The 17,095-nt window shown below is 34.5% G+C and carries 15 protein-coding genes; 4 read left to right on the top strand and 11 right to left on the bottom strand.

Annotated elements, in window-relative coordinates; genetic code table 11:
- Positions 1–47: 47 nt before the first annotated feature.
- Positions 48–1,592, bottom strand: a complete 1,545-nt coding sequence (locus BMY39_RS03795; RefSeq protein WP_092575599.1) for a glycine--tRNA ligase — start codon at positions 1,590–1,592, stop codon at positions 48–50.
- Positions 1,593–1,703: 111 nt separating this feature from the next.
- Between BMY39_RS03795 and BMY39_RS03790 the strand changes: the two genes are divergently transcribed.
- Together BMY39_RS03790 and BMY39_RS03785 are read left to right on the top strand one after the other, a co-directional pair.
- Entirely contained in the window at positions 1,704–2,378 is a 675-nt protein-coding gene (locus tag BMY39_RS03790; protein WP_092575596.1) for a ComF family protein, read from the top strand.
- 151 nt (positions 2,379–2,529) lie between these two features.
- Positions 2,530–4,143 carry an Ig-like domain-containing domain gene (locus tag BMY39_RS03785; RefSeq protein ID WP_092575593.1) on the top strand — a complete coding sequence of 538 codons (1,614 nt, stop codon included), beginning with the start codon at positions 2,530–2,532 and terminating at the stop codon, positions 4,141–4,143.
- On the opposite strand, the gene BMY39_RS03780 is transcribed toward BMY39_RS03785, so the two are convergent.
- From BMY39_RS03780 to BMY39_RS03765, 4 genes are all read right to left on the bottom strand, one after another.
- Complete coding sequence (locus tag BMY39_RS03780; protein ID WP_317039318.1) at positions 4,127–4,912, bottom strand: amidohydrolase; 786 nt, start codon at positions 4,910–4,912, stop codon at positions 4,127–4,129. The genes BMY39_RS03785 and BMY39_RS03780 overlap by 17 nt on opposite strands.
- The gene (gene lhgO / locus BMY39_RS03775) at positions 4,912–6,123 is read right to left on the bottom strand and encodes an L-2-hydroxyglutarate oxidase (protein ID WP_092577637.1); all 1,212 of its coding nucleotides are present in this window, start codon (positions 6,121–6,123) and stop codon (positions 4,912–4,914) included. Before lhgO ends, BMY39_RS03780 begins: the two co-directional genes overlap by 1 nt.
- Positions 6,124–6,451: 328 nt before the next feature.
- Positions 6,452–7,168 carry a hypothetical protein gene (locus BMY39_RS03770; protein ID WP_317039317.1) on the bottom strand — a complete coding sequence of 239 codons (717 nt, stop codon included), beginning with the start codon at positions 7,166–7,168 and terminating at the stop codon, positions 6,452–6,454.
- A gap of 77 nt (positions 7,169–7,245) precedes the next feature.
- Positions 7,246–9,534 (bottom strand): M28 family peptidase, encoded by a 2,289-nt coding sequence (locus BMY39_RS03765; RefSeq protein ID WP_092575587.1) that lies wholly within the window; start codon positions 9,532–9,534, stop codon positions 7,246–7,248.
- Between the two features lie 127 nt (positions 9,535–9,661).
- Here BMY39_RS03765 and BMY39_RS03760 point away from each other — a divergent pair, with 127 nt between their 5' ends.
- Positions 9,662–10,126, top strand: a complete 465-nt coding sequence (locus tag BMY39_RS03760) for a CBS domain-containing protein (RefSeq protein WP_092575584.1) — start codon at positions 9,662–9,664, stop codon at positions 10,124–10,126.
- Between the two features lie 5 nt (positions 10,127–10,131).
- Here BMY39_RS03760 and BMY39_RS03755 read toward each other — a convergent pair whose 3' ends face one another.
- The 3 genes from BMY39_RS03755 to BMY39_RS03745 are packed head-to-tail and all read right to left on the bottom strand — an operon-like array spanning position 10,132 to position 11,768.
- Positions 10,132–10,824, bottom strand: coding sequence for a hypothetical protein (locus BMY39_RS03755; RefSeq protein WP_092575581.1), 693 nt, complete (start codon positions 10,822–10,824; stop codon positions 10,132–10,134).
- 57 nt (positions 10,825–10,881) lie between these two features.
- Positions 10,882–11,232, bottom strand: a complete 351-nt coding sequence (locus tag BMY39_RS03750; RefSeq protein WP_092575579.1) for a hypothetical protein — start codon at positions 11,230–11,232, stop codon at positions 10,882–10,884.
- 2 nt (positions 11,233–11,234) lie between these two features.
- Entirely contained in the window at positions 11,235–11,768 is a 534-nt protein-coding gene (locus BMY39_RS03745) for a GNAT family N-acetyltransferase (RefSeq protein ID WP_245738156.1), read from the bottom strand.
- A gap of 199 nt (positions 11,769–11,967) precedes the next feature.
- Here BMY39_RS03745 and BMY39_RS03740 point away from each other — a divergent pair, with 199 nt between their 5' ends.
- Positions 11,968–12,300: a single-stranded DNA-binding protein gene (locus BMY39_RS03740; RefSeq protein WP_092575573.1), complete on the top strand. Its 333-nt coding sequence runs from the start codon at positions 11,968–11,970 to the stop codon at positions 12,298–12,300.
- Between the two features lie 70 nt (positions 12,301–12,370).
- Here BMY39_RS03740 and nadB read toward each other — a convergent pair whose 3' ends face one another.
- The 3 genes from nadB to BMY39_RS03725 all read right to left on the bottom strand — a co-directional run bounded on the left by nadB (position 12,371) and on the right by BMY39_RS03725 (position 16,900).
- Positions 12,371–13,939 (bottom strand): L-aspartate oxidase, encoded by a 1,569-nt coding sequence (gene nadB / locus BMY39_RS03735; RefSeq protein WP_177176537.1) that lies wholly within the window; start codon positions 13,937–13,939, stop codon positions 12,371–12,373.
- A gap of 3 nt (positions 13,940–13,942) precedes the next feature.
- Positions 13,943–14,869, bottom strand: a complete 927-nt coding sequence (nadA, locus tag BMY39_RS03730; protein WP_092575570.1) for a quinolinate synthase NadA — start codon at positions 14,867–14,869, stop codon at positions 13,943–13,945.
- A gap of 219 nt (positions 14,870–15,088) precedes the next feature.
- Positions 15,089–16,900: a hypothetical protein gene (locus BMY39_RS03725; protein WP_092575568.1), complete on the bottom strand. Its 1,812-nt coding sequence runs from the start codon at positions 16,898–16,900 to the stop codon at positions 15,089–15,091.
- Positions 16,901–17,095 lie beyond the last annotated feature (195 nt).

Raw genomic sequence — 17,095 nt, 5'->3', positions numbered from 1 at the left:
AGTTGGTTTTTTTATGTGTTTGAGACTCCTGCTTCCGCAGGAATTTGTTACTTCATCTTCATCAACCAATTACGCACATCTACATCTTTTTTGATGATAGTCCTTAAATCTTCAATTTTTACGCGCTCTTGCGCCATTGAGTCTCTATGACGTATTGTAACGGTATTATCTTCTAAGGTGTCATGATCTACGGTAATACAAAACGGTGTGCCGTTAGCGTCTTGTCTTCTATAACGTCTTCCTACCGCGTCCTTTTCATCATAAATAATGTTGAAATCCCATTTTAAATCTTCAACAATGTTACGTGCAATTTCAGGTAAACCATCTTTCTTTACTAATGGCAACACTGCTGCTTTTACTGGTGCTAATACACTTGGCAATTTTAAAACTGTTCGTGTTGTGCCATTTTCCAGTTCCTCTTCTTGCAGCGAATTAGAAAATACCGCTAAAAACATCCTATCTAAACCAATAGAAGTTTCTAAAACATAAGGCACATAACTTTTGTTTTCTTCAGGATCAAAATATTGTAATTTTTTCCCTGAGAATTTTTCGTGTTGACTTAAATCAAAGTCTGTTCTAGAATGTATCCCTTCCAATTCTTTAAATCCAAATGGGAACTTAAATTCAATATCTGCGGCAGCATCGGCATAATGCGCTAATTTTTCATGATCATGAAAACGATAATTCTCTTCACCCATGCCTAAAGATAAATGCCACTTTAACCTGGTTTCTTTCCAATACTCATACCATTCACCCTGCGTGCCAGGTTTTATAAAAAACTGCATCTCCATTTGCTCAAACTCTCGCATTCTAAAAATAAATTGTCTGGCTACAATCTCATTTCTAAAAGCCTTACCTGTTTGTGCAATACCAAACGGAATTTTCAAACGGCTTGTTTTCTGAACATTTAAAAAGTTGACAAAAATACCTTGTGCTGTTTCTGGTCGCAAATACAGATCCATTGCATTTTCGGCAGATGCCCCAAGCTTTGTACCAAACATCAAGTTGAACTGCTTAACATCTGTCCAATTCTTGCTTCCTGTTAGTGGATCTGCGATTTCCAACTCTTCAATTAAAGCTTTTACATCAGCTAAATCTTCATTTTCTAAAGATTTTGCCATCCTAGATAAGGTTTCATTAATTTTCTTTTGATACCCTAAAACACGCCCATTAGTTGTAACGAACTCTTCTTTGTTAAATGCTTCACCAAAACGCTTTGCAGCTTTTGCTACTTCTTTATCTATTTTAGCTTCAATTTTGGCGCAGTAATCCTCAATCAACACATCGGCACGATAGCGTTTTTTCGAATCCTTATTATCAATTAAAGGGTCGTTAAACGCATCAACATGTCCTGAAGCTTTCCATGTGGTAGGATGCATAAAAATTGCAGCATCTATTCCTACAATATTCTCATTCATCTGAACCATAGCGCGCCACCAATAGTCGCGAATGTTCTTTTTTAACTCTGCTCCGTTTTGCGCGTAGTCGTAAACTGCGCTTAAACCGTCATAAATTTCACTACTTTGAAATACATATCCGTACTCCTTTGCATGCGAAATAACCTTCTTAAATGTATCGTCTTGATTTGCCATAGGTGCAAAAATATAAAACCGCGGTAAACTGTGTAGCTAGTTTGATGAAAATTAAGACCTAATAACGTGTTTTTTTTATTTAAGTTTACAAAGCGCATTAATCTATAACTTTTGAAATCAGTCATCAACTTATTATTCCCTAAGGTTTGTTACGCTTGTTCTAGTTATCTTTCTGATAATGAAGAGACCATCTGTATCAATTGCAGGCATGATTTACCAGTTACTGATTTTCACTTTAACAATGATGATAGTGTTAAAAAAGTATTGCGAGGACGAGCTAAAGTTGAACTAGCCACTGCTTTGTTTCGTTTTGAAAAAAAAGGCCCTGTGCAACAACTTATCCATGGTTTAAAGTATAAAGGTTACGAGCATATCGGTGAACTTTTAGGAAATTGGTTAGGAGGCGAGCTTGCTGAAGTTGCAGCATACCAAGACATTGATATGGTAATCCCAGTTCCTATGCACAAAAAAAAGCTTAAAAAAAGAGGGTATAATCAGGTTACAAAATTTGGACAACAAATTGCTGAAGCTTTAAATGCAGAGTATGTTGATGATGTACTAGTGAAAATTTCTGATACAACATCTCAAACCACTAAAGGTCGTTTAGCACGTTGGAATAACAACAATGAAATTTTCGCCGTAAAAAACATCCTAAAAATTGAAAACAAACATGTGCTTATAGTAGATGACATTATTACAACAGGCGCAACTTTAGAGGCATGTTGCTCTGCTTTAAGTCAAGCAAAAATTATTAAAATAAGTATCGCTACCATGGCAATAGCTTGATGATATTACCGTTTACTTTGAAGTTAACTACTCTTGGAAAGCTAAGACAATTTTGGTTGGAATTAATTTTCATTTTTGAATGCAGCTCAGGAGTATTAAATCTCGATTATCGAGTAAATTTATGTAGGTTTGTTTAAAATTTAATTAGAGAATGCACAACAGGTTTTTAAACTTTTTTTTAGCGATAATTATTGGTTGTATATTTATTAATTGTGCCAACAGAGGAACACCTGAGGGTGGAGAAAAAGATATTGACCCTCCTGTAATTGTAAGCACTTCGCCAGAAAACTACTCAACGAATTTTAAAGCAAAAGAAATAAGAATTGAGTTTGACGAGTATATAAAAATTAAAAACTTACAAAAGCAATTAATTATTTCACCCCCAATGAAAACGCAACCAGAAATCACCCCTCTAGGAAGCGCCAGTAAAACCATAAAAATAAAAATCTACGATACACTGCCCCCAAACACCACTTATGCCTTTAATTTTGGCAATAGCATAGAGGACAACAACGAAGGTAACCCATACACTTATTATCGCTATGTATTTTCTACGGGTGATTATATAGATTCTCTAACCGTATCTGGAAACATTTCAGATGCATTAAAACGCGAACCTGAAACCTTTGTTTCTGTAATGCTTTATGAAGTAGATTCTACCTTTACCGATTCTATTATTTACAAAGAAACGCCAAAATACATTACCAATACATTAGATAGTTTAACCTCCTTCACCATTGAAAATGCGAAAGCGGGCAAATACTTGTTGGTGGCCTTAAAAGACAAAAATGGTGACAATATTTACCAGCAAAAATCCGACCAAATAGCTTTTAAAAAGGAGTTTATCACACTCCCTACAGACAGCACTTATAATTTAAGATTATTTAATGAGGTAGTAGATTTCAACCCATCCAGACCTCAGTTGGTAAATGGCGAAAAGATATTGATTGGTTATGAAGGCAGTCCTGAAGGCGTAAAATTTTCGTTGGATTCTGAAGTCCCAGAAGATTTTGAGTACCGTGTTTCTAAAAATAAGGATACAGATACGCTTTACTATTGGTACAAACCTAAGTTAGAAGTAGACTCTGTGGTAATGCATATTGAGCACCCACAAATTTCGAAAGCATACACCGTTAGAATTCGAGATAAGGAACGCGATTCATTACTAATAGATGCTGAACCTAGTGGCACCATTCAATATGATGAGGATTTTAAGATCTCTGGGAATATTCCGTTTACGAAGTTTGATGCATCTAAAATTACGTTAATTGATAAAGACTCATTACCAGTAGAATTTTCAATAAAGTCATTTGATTCTTTGAGCAATACATATACAATTGGTTTTAAAAAAACTGAAGATAATGAATATAACATGTCTGTTTTCCCTGATGCATTTACTGACTTTTTTGAAAACACGAACGACACCCTTCAATTTTCATTAAGAACCAAAAAGTTAGATAGTTATGGCAATCATCGTATTAGATTAATCAATGCTACGTATCCCGTAATAGTGCAACTAACCGATAAAGAGGGCAAAGTAAAGTATGAAAAATATGCCACTGAACAAAAGCCTTTTGACTTCTTAAATATAAACCCAGGAAATTATTTTATACGCGTAATTTTTGATGCTAACGGTAATGGTATTTATGATACGGGGAATTACCTAAGGGGTATCCAACCCGAAATTGTAAAACATTCTGAAAAACAAATTGACGAGGTACGTGCCGGTTGGGACTCTGAAACGAGCTTTACTCTAAAAGATTAAATTCATCCCTATCATTTAAAAATTTTAAAGTATTCCTGAATTTACGTATATGATTTTTACTGAGCGTTACTACTTCTATAGCTTCTCTATGTAAAGGTATATTGGTCAATTTTTTTCCTAAAACATCATATGTTGCTGAACTGCCACAGTATTTTACATCTATACCATCAACACCAACTCTGTTTACACCTATGCAATAGCTCATGTTTTCGATAGCTCTTGCTTTAAGCAAGGCATCCCAAGCATCAATTCTAGGTATTGGCCAATTGGCAACATAAATTAAAACATCATAATTCTCGGTATTTCTAGCCCAAACGGGAAAACGTAAATCATAACATACCATCGGACAAATTTTCCAACCTTTATAATCTATAATTACCCTCTCTTTTCCAGCGGTATAAACCTTATGCTCTCCTGCTAAAGTAAAGGTATGTCGTTTATCATAATACGTTAGTCTTCCCGAAGGTTCAATAAATAAAAACCTGTTATAATAGTTGTTGTTTTCAAAAATCACAATGCTTCCAGCAATTGCTATTTGTTTAGTTTTTGACAAACTTTTTAACCAAGATACTGTAGCCCCATCCATATTTTCAGATACAGATTTAGCGTCCATCGAAAAACCAGAAGTGAACATTTCTGGGAGTACAACAACATCAAATGGCTCGTCTATACTTTCTATTTTGGCAGCAAAGTTTAATCGATTTTGTTCAGGATTTTCCCAAACCAAATCAGCTTGTACCAAAGCTATTTTTAATTCATCTTGCATCATTAATTCAAATTAAAATATTCTGTTGCCATATCACAAATTTTATCTCCAATGGCTAAGCATGCGGTAGCTGCAGGGGAAGGCGCATTAAGTACATGGATACTTTTCCCTTTATAAGCAATCTCAAAATCTTCTTGCATCTCCCCATTTTCTTTAAGCAACATGGCTCTTACCCCGGCTCTTCCAGGAACTATATCCTCTGCTTTTAAAGAAGGTATTAACCGTTGTAATGTTTTCAAAAATAAGGTTTTCGAAAATGCACGTCGGTATTCATTAACGGCAAACTTGGTGTGTCTTCTTAGTAAATTCCATGTTCCAGAATAAGCTAAAGCATCAGCCGCATCTTTTAAATTAAAATCGGTTTTCCCATAACCTTCGCGCTTAAATGTTAATACTGCATTTGGACCACATTCTACATCGCCATTTACCATTCTTGTAAAATGAACACCCAAAAAAGGAAATGCAGGATTGGGTACAGGGTAAATCAAATGTTTCACCTTATGCTTTGCCGCTTCAGTTAAATTATAATAATCACCCCTAAAACCAACTACTTTTTGTTTAAGATTTACACCTTCTTGTTTTGCGAGTCGGTCCGCTTGTAACCCGCCACAAAAAATAACGTGTTTTGTTTTGTATTGATGTTTTGAGGTAGTCACCGTAGAAATTTCAGAATTATGGGAACAATCTAAAACCGTTTCACCTAAAACAATTTTACTTTTAGGTTGCACGCTCAAGATTAAACCCGCCATAGTTTCTGTTGCCCCTTTAAAATCAATTATACCGGTACAAGGCACCCAAATACCACCAATACTTTCAACATGCGGCTCAATATCGTTTAACTCATTGGCATTTATCTTTTCAATGCCCTCGATTCCATTTTGAAGTCCGTTATTAAATATGTTATCTAAATACGGTAGTTCTCTTTCATCAGTTGCTGCAACAACTTTACCACAAACTTCATGGGCAACATGGTACTTTTTGGCAAAATGCACAAGTTGCTTTCTGCCGTCTGAACACATTTTTGCTTTTAAAGACCCCGGTGTGTAATATAATCCTGAATGAATAACGCCAGAATTATTTCCTGTTTGGTGCGCCGCTAAACTGGTTTCTTTTTCAATAAGAAGCAGTTTTAACTCTGGATATTTATTTTGAATTTTATATGCAGTAGCTGCACCAACAATACCGCCACCCACAATAGTTATATCGTACAACAAAGGGTCCAATAATTATACGTTTTGAAACTCTTAAGGTATTACTTATTTTAAAGTTATCAAACCGGATTTAAGGAAATTTTAAATGTTGTTGTCTTCAACATAAATAGCTGTTGTCGATAATTTCGGCATTGTAATAAACAACTGAGAAGAGGATTTTTAGGCAATACGTCTTCTAAAGGTGATACACATAAATTATTTTATTTTTAACAACTTAGAACCCAATTAATGTATATGAAAATTGAAAATATGTTGGACTTTTAAAAAGTTTAATATATAAATAGGGCATCAAAATTTTGATGCCCCTTGTACATTATATTGCCAAAAACACTTACTGTTTTGGTTGTGCCGCTTGGGCTTGCATTATCTGTTTTTGTCTTAACAATTCGTTTTTAGTAAGATTTACTAAATTAAAGTTAGGTGACGCTTTTAGGGTATCATCTAAAATATCAACCGCAGCATCTATATTATTATTTCTATCCTGTTGAAACAACTGTAAGGCCTTTAGGTACATAAATGCACTTTTAAGGTCTACTTGGTATGGCTGCTGTTTTTCGTAGTAGGCTCGTTTCATATCGTCTTTAGCATTTGCCAAACCATAATTAATATGCTTTAGTGCTTCATCCAATTTTTGTAATTGTAAATTTAGTTCCGCCAATTCATATGCCAACTCAGGACCAGGATTTCTTTTAAACATTTCGTTAAAATGCACCAAAGCACGCTCTGGTTGTTTAACCGCTTTAAGCGACATGGCTTTAACCTCAACGGCAATATCAGAATCGTCAACTTTTACATCAATTCCAATAGTGTTTAATGCTTGCATATACTGTCCTTCGCTCATATAGATGTAAGCTAAAGTATCTTTTCTTGCTTCCGATGGCTCTAAAATATTTAAGTGCGTCATGGCATTTATAATACCTTGTACATCACCTTGAGCACGCATTTGCTTACCGTAGGCCTCAAAGTGTTTTATTAATTCAGCATTGCTTTGACCCCCTATTTGTAACGTCAATGCGCAAATTGCCAACATCATAATTCGTTTCATCATTCTAAATTTTTAATTTGATGCCCAAAACTATAAAAATTTGGGACTTAATGTCTTAAAAGTTTATTAATTATTGTGAGTTAGTTTATTTGTATACTTTTCTTAATCACAACGGCATCATTTAGCACAAAAGGTTTGGGCATCATACTGGTATAACGATTTGGCACATTTAGGGCTTTATTATCCAATAAATCATAAGATGCTTCATAGAGTAAAAACTGGGTGTCTTGGTTTTTAGGAATTATAATATGCAGCTCTAAAGGTTCATTTTTAGACACATAATACCTAAATAGCCCTGTTGTGCTGCGATTGCTAAAAACAGTTTTTTCTTTATCTTTTTTCACATCAAGTCCGTTAATTTTAAATTCATGAAAAACGTAACTGGTATCGGCAAAAAACTCCATGCGTTGAATATTTCGTTGTGGCGTAATACAAATTTCAACAGATTTAAAATCTCCTATCACAGTATCGTTCACTATCTCAATAATGGGCTTTGGAATTATAGCAGGCTCGGTAGTTTTTGCAAATTCAATTTTAGTATTGTACTTACTACTAAACGCAACATGTGCTGTATCTTTTGATGATTTATCAAAAAAGTTAGCCGTCCAATCATCCAACAACTTATCGTAAGACATCCATTTTGCCGTATGTCTATCAGCATCTAAAACATACAACAAACTATTTGGTTTTGGTCGTTCGCGATTAAAATCAGATGACATGTGTGCACTTACTAGATAATACATTCCGAAGACTAAAAACAAATATCCCCATCTTTTTTTACGTCTAAAAGAAGCAAAAACCGAAAGTAATAAGCCAAATATTAATACTATTAAAACCGTTGACGACACCAACATTTTTAACCCAAGCCCCACTGGTAATAGTTGTACCAAAGGTGAAAACACAAATAATGCCGGAAACCCTAACAGTGTTAACAAGATTAGGCTTAGGTTTTTTCTTTTCAATAACACAAAGAAACTTAATAATCCAAAAAGTACTGGAACAATAAAAAAACTTGCGCCTTGGAGCTTAAAGGTTATTGCACCGCAAATGACTATCCACAAAAATAAAGGTGCTACCATTAAACTTGCTACATTTTTTGGTTTATATACTTTACCGTATGCCAACATGCATATAGCTATAGCAAAACAAGCAAATGCGGCGATATAAGTATGACCGTTATAGGTAAATCCATGTAACATTTCTGAATATTCTGGGTACACAGCAACAAGAAACTTCCAAAAGAATATCCCAAATAACGCGCAGAGTAACAGTGCTACAAAAAAAGCAACAAAACCCTTACCTACAGGTTTTAATTCTATTTTTCGCCTTTTAAAACCATAAACTACTAATAAAACAAACCCTAAAACTGCTACTATGAACAAGGGCAAAACCCATGAAAACGGGTAGGTAAGCATCTTAAAAAACGGTAAATTAAAATAGACGAGGTCATCAATGCTTTTTAATTGATCTAAATTGGCTTCACTAAAATAATTTAGCATTGCCATAAGATAATGCCCTTGGTGTTCTAATGTATTTCTATCTAACCTTTCATAATTATCTAATGCCGTGTGGTAATCAAAATGATCATCGATAAAAGCAAAATTAAAACCATCAATATCACCATCTTCTCTAAATCGGGTTAAATCGGTATCATTCGGTAATAACTTATAAAGACTGTAAAACAGGGAGTTCGCCAAAGGAAACTCGGGATTAGCATCTACAAACCCTTCAATTAAATTTGCATTTCCCCTGTTAGTCTCTACGAACATAATTCCAGGACCTCCACTCCCGCGTGCCTCAAAATTCACTGCTAATCCAACCTCTTTTGCCCATGGGTGTTTATTAACAAAAATATCGGCACCATTTAACCCCAACTCCTCGCCATCGGTAATTAAAACTATAATATCGTTTTTAGGTGTTTTTGTTTTACTTAAAAAAGCACGCAATCCTTCTAAAATTGTTACTACGCCAGAGCCTGCGTCACTCGCCCCGAATGAGGAATGAGGGTGACTATCGTAATGCGTCATGAGCAGCAACGCTTTTCCATTTCCTGTTCCTTCAATGCGTCCCAAAATATTTGTAGGTTTTGAGAAGTTTCCCCATTTTCCAATGGCATAGTCGGTTTGTAATTCGGTTTTTATGCCTAAATCTTCAAGGGCGCTAACAATATAATCTCTAACTTCTGCATGCGCAGTACTGCCAAGGTAATGTGGTGCCTTTGTAATTTCCTTTAAATGAACAAGTGCACGTTGTGTTGAAAACTCTTGATCTGGCGCATCAATAGTTGAAATCTTGCTTGGAATTATTGTTGAAAAGCTCCAATATACGGCAAGTACAATGAGCAGAACTGCAACAGCTTTTTTAAACATGATTATAGTTTAGTAGTTAGTTCTTATAAAAATACATAAATTATACATGTGGTTATGGTGTTAAAGGATACTTTTAGGAAAACTGATTTTTTTTAGTTACATTTAGTTTAATCAAAAATTAAATATTATGGGCATTAAAAGTTTTCAAGGGTCGAGAAGACAACAATCTACAGCAGAAGATACACCACTAAAAGTGAGTGATTACATGACAAGGAATTTGATAACCTTTACGCCTCATCAAACTATTGAGAGTGTGATGCAAGCACTTATAAAAAATAGAATTTCGGGAGGACCTGTAGTAAATGACAAACATGAGTTGATTGGTATAATTTCTGAGGGCGACTGTATTAAGCAAATAAGCGAAAGTAGATATTACAACATGCCAATGCAAGACCAAACCATAGAAAAACATATGGTTAATGACGTTGAAACTATAGACGGCAATATGAATATTTTTGACGCCGCAAATAAGTTTTTGAATTCTAAACGCCGACGTTTCCCAATAGTTGAAGATGGTAAATTGGTAGGGCAAATTAGTCAAAAAGATGTCTTAAAGGCTGCTATGAAGCTGAAAGGGCAAACTTGGAAATAAACACTTTATAAGCGCTGTTGTTTTTGTACTCTAGCTGCTGGTAAATCTGTAATAATTATTTTTTGTTTGTCGCTACTTTCTAAAGCTGCTATTTTAGAGTAACTGTAACCATTTATGGCTGTATCTAAGGCTTTCCATTTTGCAATTCCCCCAACGGTAACGGTTTCGCCAACTTCTAAAATACGCTCGGTGTAGCGCAACGTTCTATTAAAACCAAATAGGTTTGCGCTGTTTATGTTGTAAGCAGACAGTACGTCTTGAAATTCTGGGGTTGGGTCGTTCAAAAATCCAGAGGATACTTTTTTGTCTGCCTCCAAATATATTTTTAAATTTACTGGGTTTGTATTGGGTTTTATCATAACGACTTCTCCTTTTTGTTCCACAAAGAAGTCTTGAATATTATTTTCCTTAACTAAGGTTTTCCAATAACTGTTTTTGCCTGAACTTTTCTTCTGCTGAATTTTAAATTCAAAAGCCACACATTTTCGTTTGGTAAAAGGTGCAATAAATGGCTCATGCACATGCAGCACCTTACCTGTAACTTTTGTAGGTTCGTTAGTTCTAAATTGAAGAATATCCTTGTACTTTAATTTTGAGAGGCTTCTTAAAATACTTTGCTTCTTCCCGAAGTAATATGAAAGAATACCAATAGTAACAGCTACTACAATTATTGAAGGAATTATGATTGAGGATGACATTTAAAGCAAAAGGTTTTACTTATTAGTTATTCATTTTAAATAATTGTTACACCATAATTATCGCTTTCGTTTTACCAATGCATAGTAATCACCATCTAATGGCAAATAGCCCTGATCGTAGACAAAATAGTATACTTTTCCTGCTTTTGTGGTATAAATACTTGTAAAATAATTAAAATCGAAACCGCGTTCCACTAGGGTGGCTTTAGAGCGCGTAACTTTACCATCTGGATTTAACTGCTCCAAAATTCTATGGTTTTTACGCAACCTATTATTAGTATTTCTAATTAGATTTTTACTGTCTTTGTTTATGCGATTATTATAAGCATTTCTGCAACCATCACTACAGAACTTTTTATCAATTCTACCTACAATTTTGTCCCCACATTCTAAGCATTGTTTTTTCATAATTATTTGTTTTCAATTATATACCAGCGTAATTGCAAATCTTCCTGTTCAAAATAAAAATCTTCAATAAAACTTAAACCTATTTTTAAAAGTGCATTGTGTGACGCTTGGTTATTAATTTCAGTGGTTGCATATAACCTTTGAAGCTTTAAAATATTGAATGCATAATCTACAGCTGCTTTTCCAGATTCGGTTGCATAGCCCTGGCCCCAATACCGTTTTATAAGCCTGTAGCCAACATCGTAATATTTGGTAAAGCCATTCATATTATATTCTGTGTTTAATCTAATTCCAGACCACCCGATGAAATCTCCAGATGATTTTTCAATAGCCGCAAAACGTCCGATACCTCTGTCTTTATATTGATGAATAACACTCTCCAAAATCTTTTGAGATTCTGCCTTTGTTTTCACAGGTTTATTTCCTAGATATTTATGAACCTCAGGATCTGAATCTAATTCAAACATTCCTTCTAAATCCGTCAATCGGAGTTCTCTTAAAATTAAGCGTTCTGTCTCTATGTGGAATGTCATCATGTAATAAAACACAAATATACGAAATAAACTATTATCCGTTTACAAACGACTACAAATATTTACAAACGAATTTAAATGCGTAATTACCGAATATTTTTTTGATGCTGTTTGATATTTGCAGTGTCGAAACATAAGAACTCGATAGTATTAACTGTTAAACCCGTCTACCAGAAACAGGTAGACATTAAAATTTAAAATTATGAACGCACTTAGAAACAAAGTACAGTTGATTGGTAGATTAGGACAAGATCCTGAAATTATTAACTTTAAAGATGGTAATAAAATGGCGAAATTTTCGCTAGCCACAGATGACAGCTATAAGGACAAGGATGGTAATAAAGTAGAGCGAGCCTACTGGCACAACGTAGTAGTTAGAGGTGGCCTTGTAAATGTAGTTGAAAACTACATCTCAAAAGGTAAAGAAGTTGCCATTGAAGGTAAATTAACAAATAGAAGTTACGAAACAGCAAGCGGCGAAAAACGTTATGTAACTGAGGTTATTTGTAACGAATTGCTGATGTTGAGCAAATAAATCTTTTTTTGCCCAAAACTAAAAAGGCGCTTTGAGGGAAGCGCCTTTTTTATGTACTTTTCTAAAGGCACTACCCAACTATTACATCAATATTATCGCTATTAAAATACCCTCCTCTGTTCTCTTTTCGATCTAATGATTGTTGAATAATTAAATGCGCCACATTTACCATGTTTCTCAATTCACATAACGAAGTGGTTACCTTAGATTCTTTATACAAATCTTCAACTTCGCTATAAATCACATCTAAACGCTTTATAGCGCGCTTTAATCTTACGTTATTACGAACAATTCCCACATAATCGCGCATTAAGGCTTGTAATTCTTTTAAGTTATGTTGAATTAAAACATGCTCTTCGGTGATGGTTGTGCCCTCATCGTTCCATCTTGGAATATCTAACGCTACTGTTTCTATTTTATGCTTGGTATGATATTTATAAATGTTATGCGCATACACCAAAGCTTCAAGTAGCGAGTTTGATGCTAATCTATTTGCACCGTGTAATCCGGTTCTAGAACACTCCCCACAGGCGAACAAGTTCTTAATTGTAGTTTTTCCCTTTTTGTCCACCTTAATCCCACCACATAAATAATGAGAAGCAGGTACCACCGGAATCCAATCTGTTTTGATATCGATATGGCGCTCTAAACATTCGTTATAAATATTTGGAAAATGTTCAATAAAAACATCCATATCCAAATGTGTACAATCTAAAAACACATGAGAGTCTCCAGATTTTTTCAATTCACTATCAATACTCTGGGATACAATATCGCGCGATGCCAATTCTGCACGATCATCATAATCTGGCATAAAGCGATAGCCTTTTGCATTGCGAAGGTAAGCACCAAAGCCCCTTACAGCTTCTGAAATTAAAAATGACGAACCACCTTCAGCATCGTACAATGCTGTGGGATGAAATTGTACAAACTCCATATCCTTAATTCTTGCTTTAGCACGGTAAGCCATAGCAATGCCATCACCCGTAGCAATTACCGGGTTTGTAGTATGGCCATAAACGCAACCAATGCCCCCAGTTGCCAACAAAGTAGTATCTGACTTTACCGTGAAAATATGCCCTGTTTTTTGGTTTAGAACATAAGCACCGTAACATGTTTTAGGCTTTACTTTAGCATCAACAATATGATGATCGGTTATTAAATCTATAGCAAAGTGATATGGTAATATTTCAATATTTGGTAGTTGGTGCACTCGGGTTAATAAAGCCCGCTCTATTTCGTAACCTGTTACATCTTTATGGTGCACTACCCGATATTCGGAATGTCCGCCCTCTTTTCCTAAGTTAAAATCTCCATCAGGATCAGTATCAAAATTAGCACCCCAAAGCAAAAGTTCTTCTAATCGTTTAGGCCCTTCTTCAACTACCATTTTAACGACATCTTCTTTACAAAGGCCATCGCCTGCAATAAGCGTATCTTTTATGTGTTTTTTAAAGGAGTCCAGTGCTTTATTTAACACCACGGCAACACCGCCTTGGGCATACTTGGTGTTAGATTCGTCTTCACTGGCTTTTGTTACAATTACCACTTTTTTCTCTGGAAATTGTTCTGCAATTTTAACAGCAAATGTAAGTCCAGCAATACCAGATCCAATCACCAAATAATTAGTAATAATCATAATTTATTTTGAAAGCTCTAACATGCGTTCAATAGGCAATAATGCACGATCTATAATTGCAGGATCCACCTGAATTTCAGGAGACTCATTCAACATGCAATCGTATAATTTTTGCATGGTATTCATTTTCATAAAATGACATTCACTACACGCACAAGTGTTATCTTCTTTTGCTGGAGCAGGGATTAACTCTGTATTTGGCATTTCTTCTTGCATTTTATGCAGAATACCTGCTTCGGTAGCTACAATAAATTTCTGATCCTGATGCTCCTTCACATAATTAATCATGCCTGATGTAGAACCAATATAAGTAGCCGTGTTTAAAATATGCGTTTCAGATTCTGGATGCGCTATAATTTTATAATCTGGATGTTTCTTGTGAAGCTCTATTAATTTATCCATAGAAAACGCTTCATGAACCACGCAACTACCATCCCAAAGCAACATATCTCTACCTGTTTCACTGATGATGTAGCGCCCCAAATTTTTATCAGGTGCAAAAATAATTGGTGTATCCTTAGGAATAGATTCTACTATTTTTAAGGCATTCGAAGAGGTACAAACTATATCACTTAATGCTTTAATTTCAGCAGAACAATTCACATAAGTAATTACCACATGATTTGGATGAGCCTTTGTGAATTCCTCAAAGGCCTCAGGCGGACAAGAATCTGCCAACGAGCAACCCGCATTAACATCTGGCAAAACAACTTTTTTTGAAGGACTTAAAATTTTAGCGGTTTCTGCCATAAAATGGACACCGGCGAACACAATCATATCCGCATCGGTTTCAGCCGCTTTTTGAGACAGACCCAAACTATCACCAACATAATCTGCAATATCCTGTATTTCCCCAATTTGGTAATAATGCGCTAATATTACTGCGTTTTTTTCTTTTTTTAGGCGGTTTATTTCTTTTACTAAATCCATTGTCCTTTTAAATGATGCTTATAAGTAGTAGAGTTGCCTCAAATACCACATACCTTAAGATGCAAATATCTTAATAAATTGGTTTGCTGACATGCGATTCCAAACAAAAAATTAATTTGAATTAAAGACCTTTAATTTTTCATGGGAAAAACTAAAATATTAATAGCCAAACTATTGAATTGCTAACAAAACTTAAAAAGCCCAAAGTAAAAAAACCTATTATTTTTGAGTATACGAAAGATTTTGAATATCTAATTGTATTTGATTTAAGGCAGCTTCGTGCTTTTCTAATTCAGATTGTACAGTAGCCTTTATCGTTATGTATGACTTTTTTACATCCCGAAACATATTTTGATAATACGCTATACCCGCTTTCAAATTATCAGTAAAGGTTAAAAAATACTTTTCTTCTTTTTTACTCATGGATGTTTTAGCTTCTTCAAACTTATTTTTTAAATAATCCATATATAACTGCAGTTCTTTAATAAACATATTAGGACGATCTTGCCTAGTAAGCACATTCTTTTTACCATATATATGACCTACCATATGTTTTAGACTAACCACCTTATCGTAGTATGCCATATTTGGCCCCGGACAAATAGAAACGCCCGCTCCTTCAACCTTTGTGTCTAAACTATAAGCTAGTAGGGACGATGTACCTAACCCAACACAAACGCAAGACTTTTCAATAATTTTTGAGTATTCTTTTTTATAGAGTGCATGGGGTAAATTCTCATGTTCAAGAGCCTTTATTTTTGAATATTGATATTCCCTAGAGGCTGTACACATTCCCTTTTCTTTAAACTCTTTATTAAGTGCAACAAATTTTTTAGGACATGAACTTCCAGGTCTTCCTTTATCAATTAAAACCTGTTTCTCAAAGTCTTTAGTATTGTTTTTCAAATTATTAAAAGGCACCCCTAGAGGCGAAATATTACTTAAATACAAATCGTCTTCTTTTGCTTGCACCAATAATTTTAAAGTATCCTTATCAACAGTTGTTACCTCTGGAACTACTAGAAATGGACTGCCCCAACCTACAGAATCTAAATTGTAATTGTCTAACAAAAACTGATGTTCTTCATTTGTTCCTACGCCACCTTGAGCGCTCACTTTAAAAGAAAGCGTCTCTTTTGGAACAGGCCTGTTTTGTTGCAATAACTCTTGCCGTAATACATTTAAGATTGATATTCTTAATTCTTCACTTTTTTCGTTAAATTCTGCCAAAACTGGCCCGAGCAAATAACCATCAGTTGCAAACGCATGACCTCCACAATTTAAGCCAGATTCAATTCTATATTCCGATACCCATAATCCTTTTTTTGACAAAAATTTACCTTGTATTAAAGCTGATCTGTAATCACTTACTTTTAGAATAATTTTTTTCTTAAAGCATCCCTTTTCATCTGGAAAAAAATCATCAAACTTAGCCATATAAGAAAATAACCTCGGGTTCATTCCTGCTGAAAGTACTACAGATGAATTCAATTTACTTTTTGCAAAACCTCTTAAGGCAGCATGAGCATCATTATATTCTACTGGTAATTTTTCATCATCCTTGTAATTATCTTTATCCACTTTAGTCATAATATTCACATCAATACGCCCTAAGCTTAGCTTATCTGACACCCATTGTTTTACCTCTGAAAAATCTAATGCATTTGATGTAAACTTTTTAAATTCAGCTTTAAGTTTAGAACCATTTGGCAGCATATTTATGTGGTTTAAAAGCTCATCATTTTTCTCCAAAGGCATATACTTCATAGACTCAAATTTTTGTTCCACAAAATCATTTATCATATTTAAATACGCAGTAATCCTTTTTGCTCTAAAATCATCTATTTTATTAGTAATCTCAGTGTATGGTATTTTAAATTTTTCACTGTACATTTTTCTTAATTTCTCTAAAAGGATATCATCAACTAAAGAAATTACCGAATCTATACCCAAATGAGCTACTTTAAGTGGCGTGTCTACTGTAAACCCAATTCCCATCACGGGGATATGAAATGAATGTGTATTATGCATTATTTAAGTTTTTATTAATCGGCTAATGTATTCTTAATTGCCAGCGAAGAACATGATATAAATCATATTTGACTGTGTTTAATTAAAAAATATTGAGATTACCGTAAAGTTTTTTAATTATCTTCAATGGGAATTCCTTAAATAGCAAATATTGACAAAATTTTAAGTGAAGCCGTTGGTTTCAACAAACCTTTA

The sequence above is a fragment of the Hyunsoonleella jejuensis genome, assembly GCF_900111025.1.
Taxonomy (GTDB): domain Bacteria; phylum Bacteroidota; class Bacteroidia; order Flavobacteriales; family Flavobacteriaceae; genus Jejuia; species Jejuia jejuensis.
This window is presented reverse-complemented; position numbering and strand designations above follow the sequence as displayed.

Coding starts and splice junctions, on each gene's coding strand:
- nadB (WP_177176537.1), bottom strand. CDS start 13,939: ATGATTATTACTAATTATTTGGTGATTGGATCTGGTATTGCTGGACTT.
- BMY39_RS03765 (WP_092575587.1), bottom strand. CDS start 9,534: ATGTTTAAAAAAGCTGTTGCAGTTCTGCTCATTGTACTTGCCGTATAT.
- BMY39_RS03755 (WP_092575581.1), bottom strand. CDS start 10,824: ATGTCATCCTCAATCATAATTCCTTCAATAATTGTAGTAGCTGTTACT.
- BMY39_RS03745 (WP_245738156.1), bottom strand. CDS start 11,768: ATGATGACATTCCACATAGAGACAGAACGCTTAATTTTAAGAGAACTC.
- BMY39_RS03770 (WP_317039317.1), bottom strand. CDS start 7,168: ATGATGAAACGAATTATGATGTTGGCAATTTGCGCATTGACGTTACAA.
- BMY39_RS03785 (WP_092575593.1), top strand. CDS start 2,530: ATGCACAACAGGTTTTTAAACTTTTTTTTAGCGATAATTATTGGTTGT.
- nadA (WP_092575570.1), bottom strand. CDS start 14,869: ATGGATTTAGTAAAAGAAATAAACCGCCTAAAAAAAGAAAAAAACGCA.
- BMY39_RS03725 (WP_092575568.1), bottom strand. CDS start 16,900: ATGCATAATACACATTCATTTCATATCCCCGTGATGGGAATTGGGTTT.
- BMY39_RS03795 (WP_092575599.1), bottom strand. CDS start 1,592: ATGGCAAATCAAGACGATACATTTAAGAAGGTTATTTCGCATGCAAAG.
- BMY39_RS03780 (WP_317039318.1), bottom strand. CDS start 4,912: ATGATGCAAGATGAATTAAAAATAGCTTTGGTACAAGCTGATTTGGTT.
- BMY39_RS03760 (WP_092575584.1), top strand. CDS start 9,662: ATGGGCATTAAAAGTTTTCAAGGGTCGAGAAGACAACAATCTACAGCA.
- BMY39_RS03740 (WP_092575573.1), top strand. CDS start 11,968: ATGAACGCACTTAGAAACAAAGTACAGTTGATTGGTAGATTAGGACAA.
- BMY39_RS03750 (WP_092575579.1), bottom strand. CDS start 11,232: ATGAAAAAACAATGCTTAGAATGTGGGGACAAAATTGTAGGTAGAATT.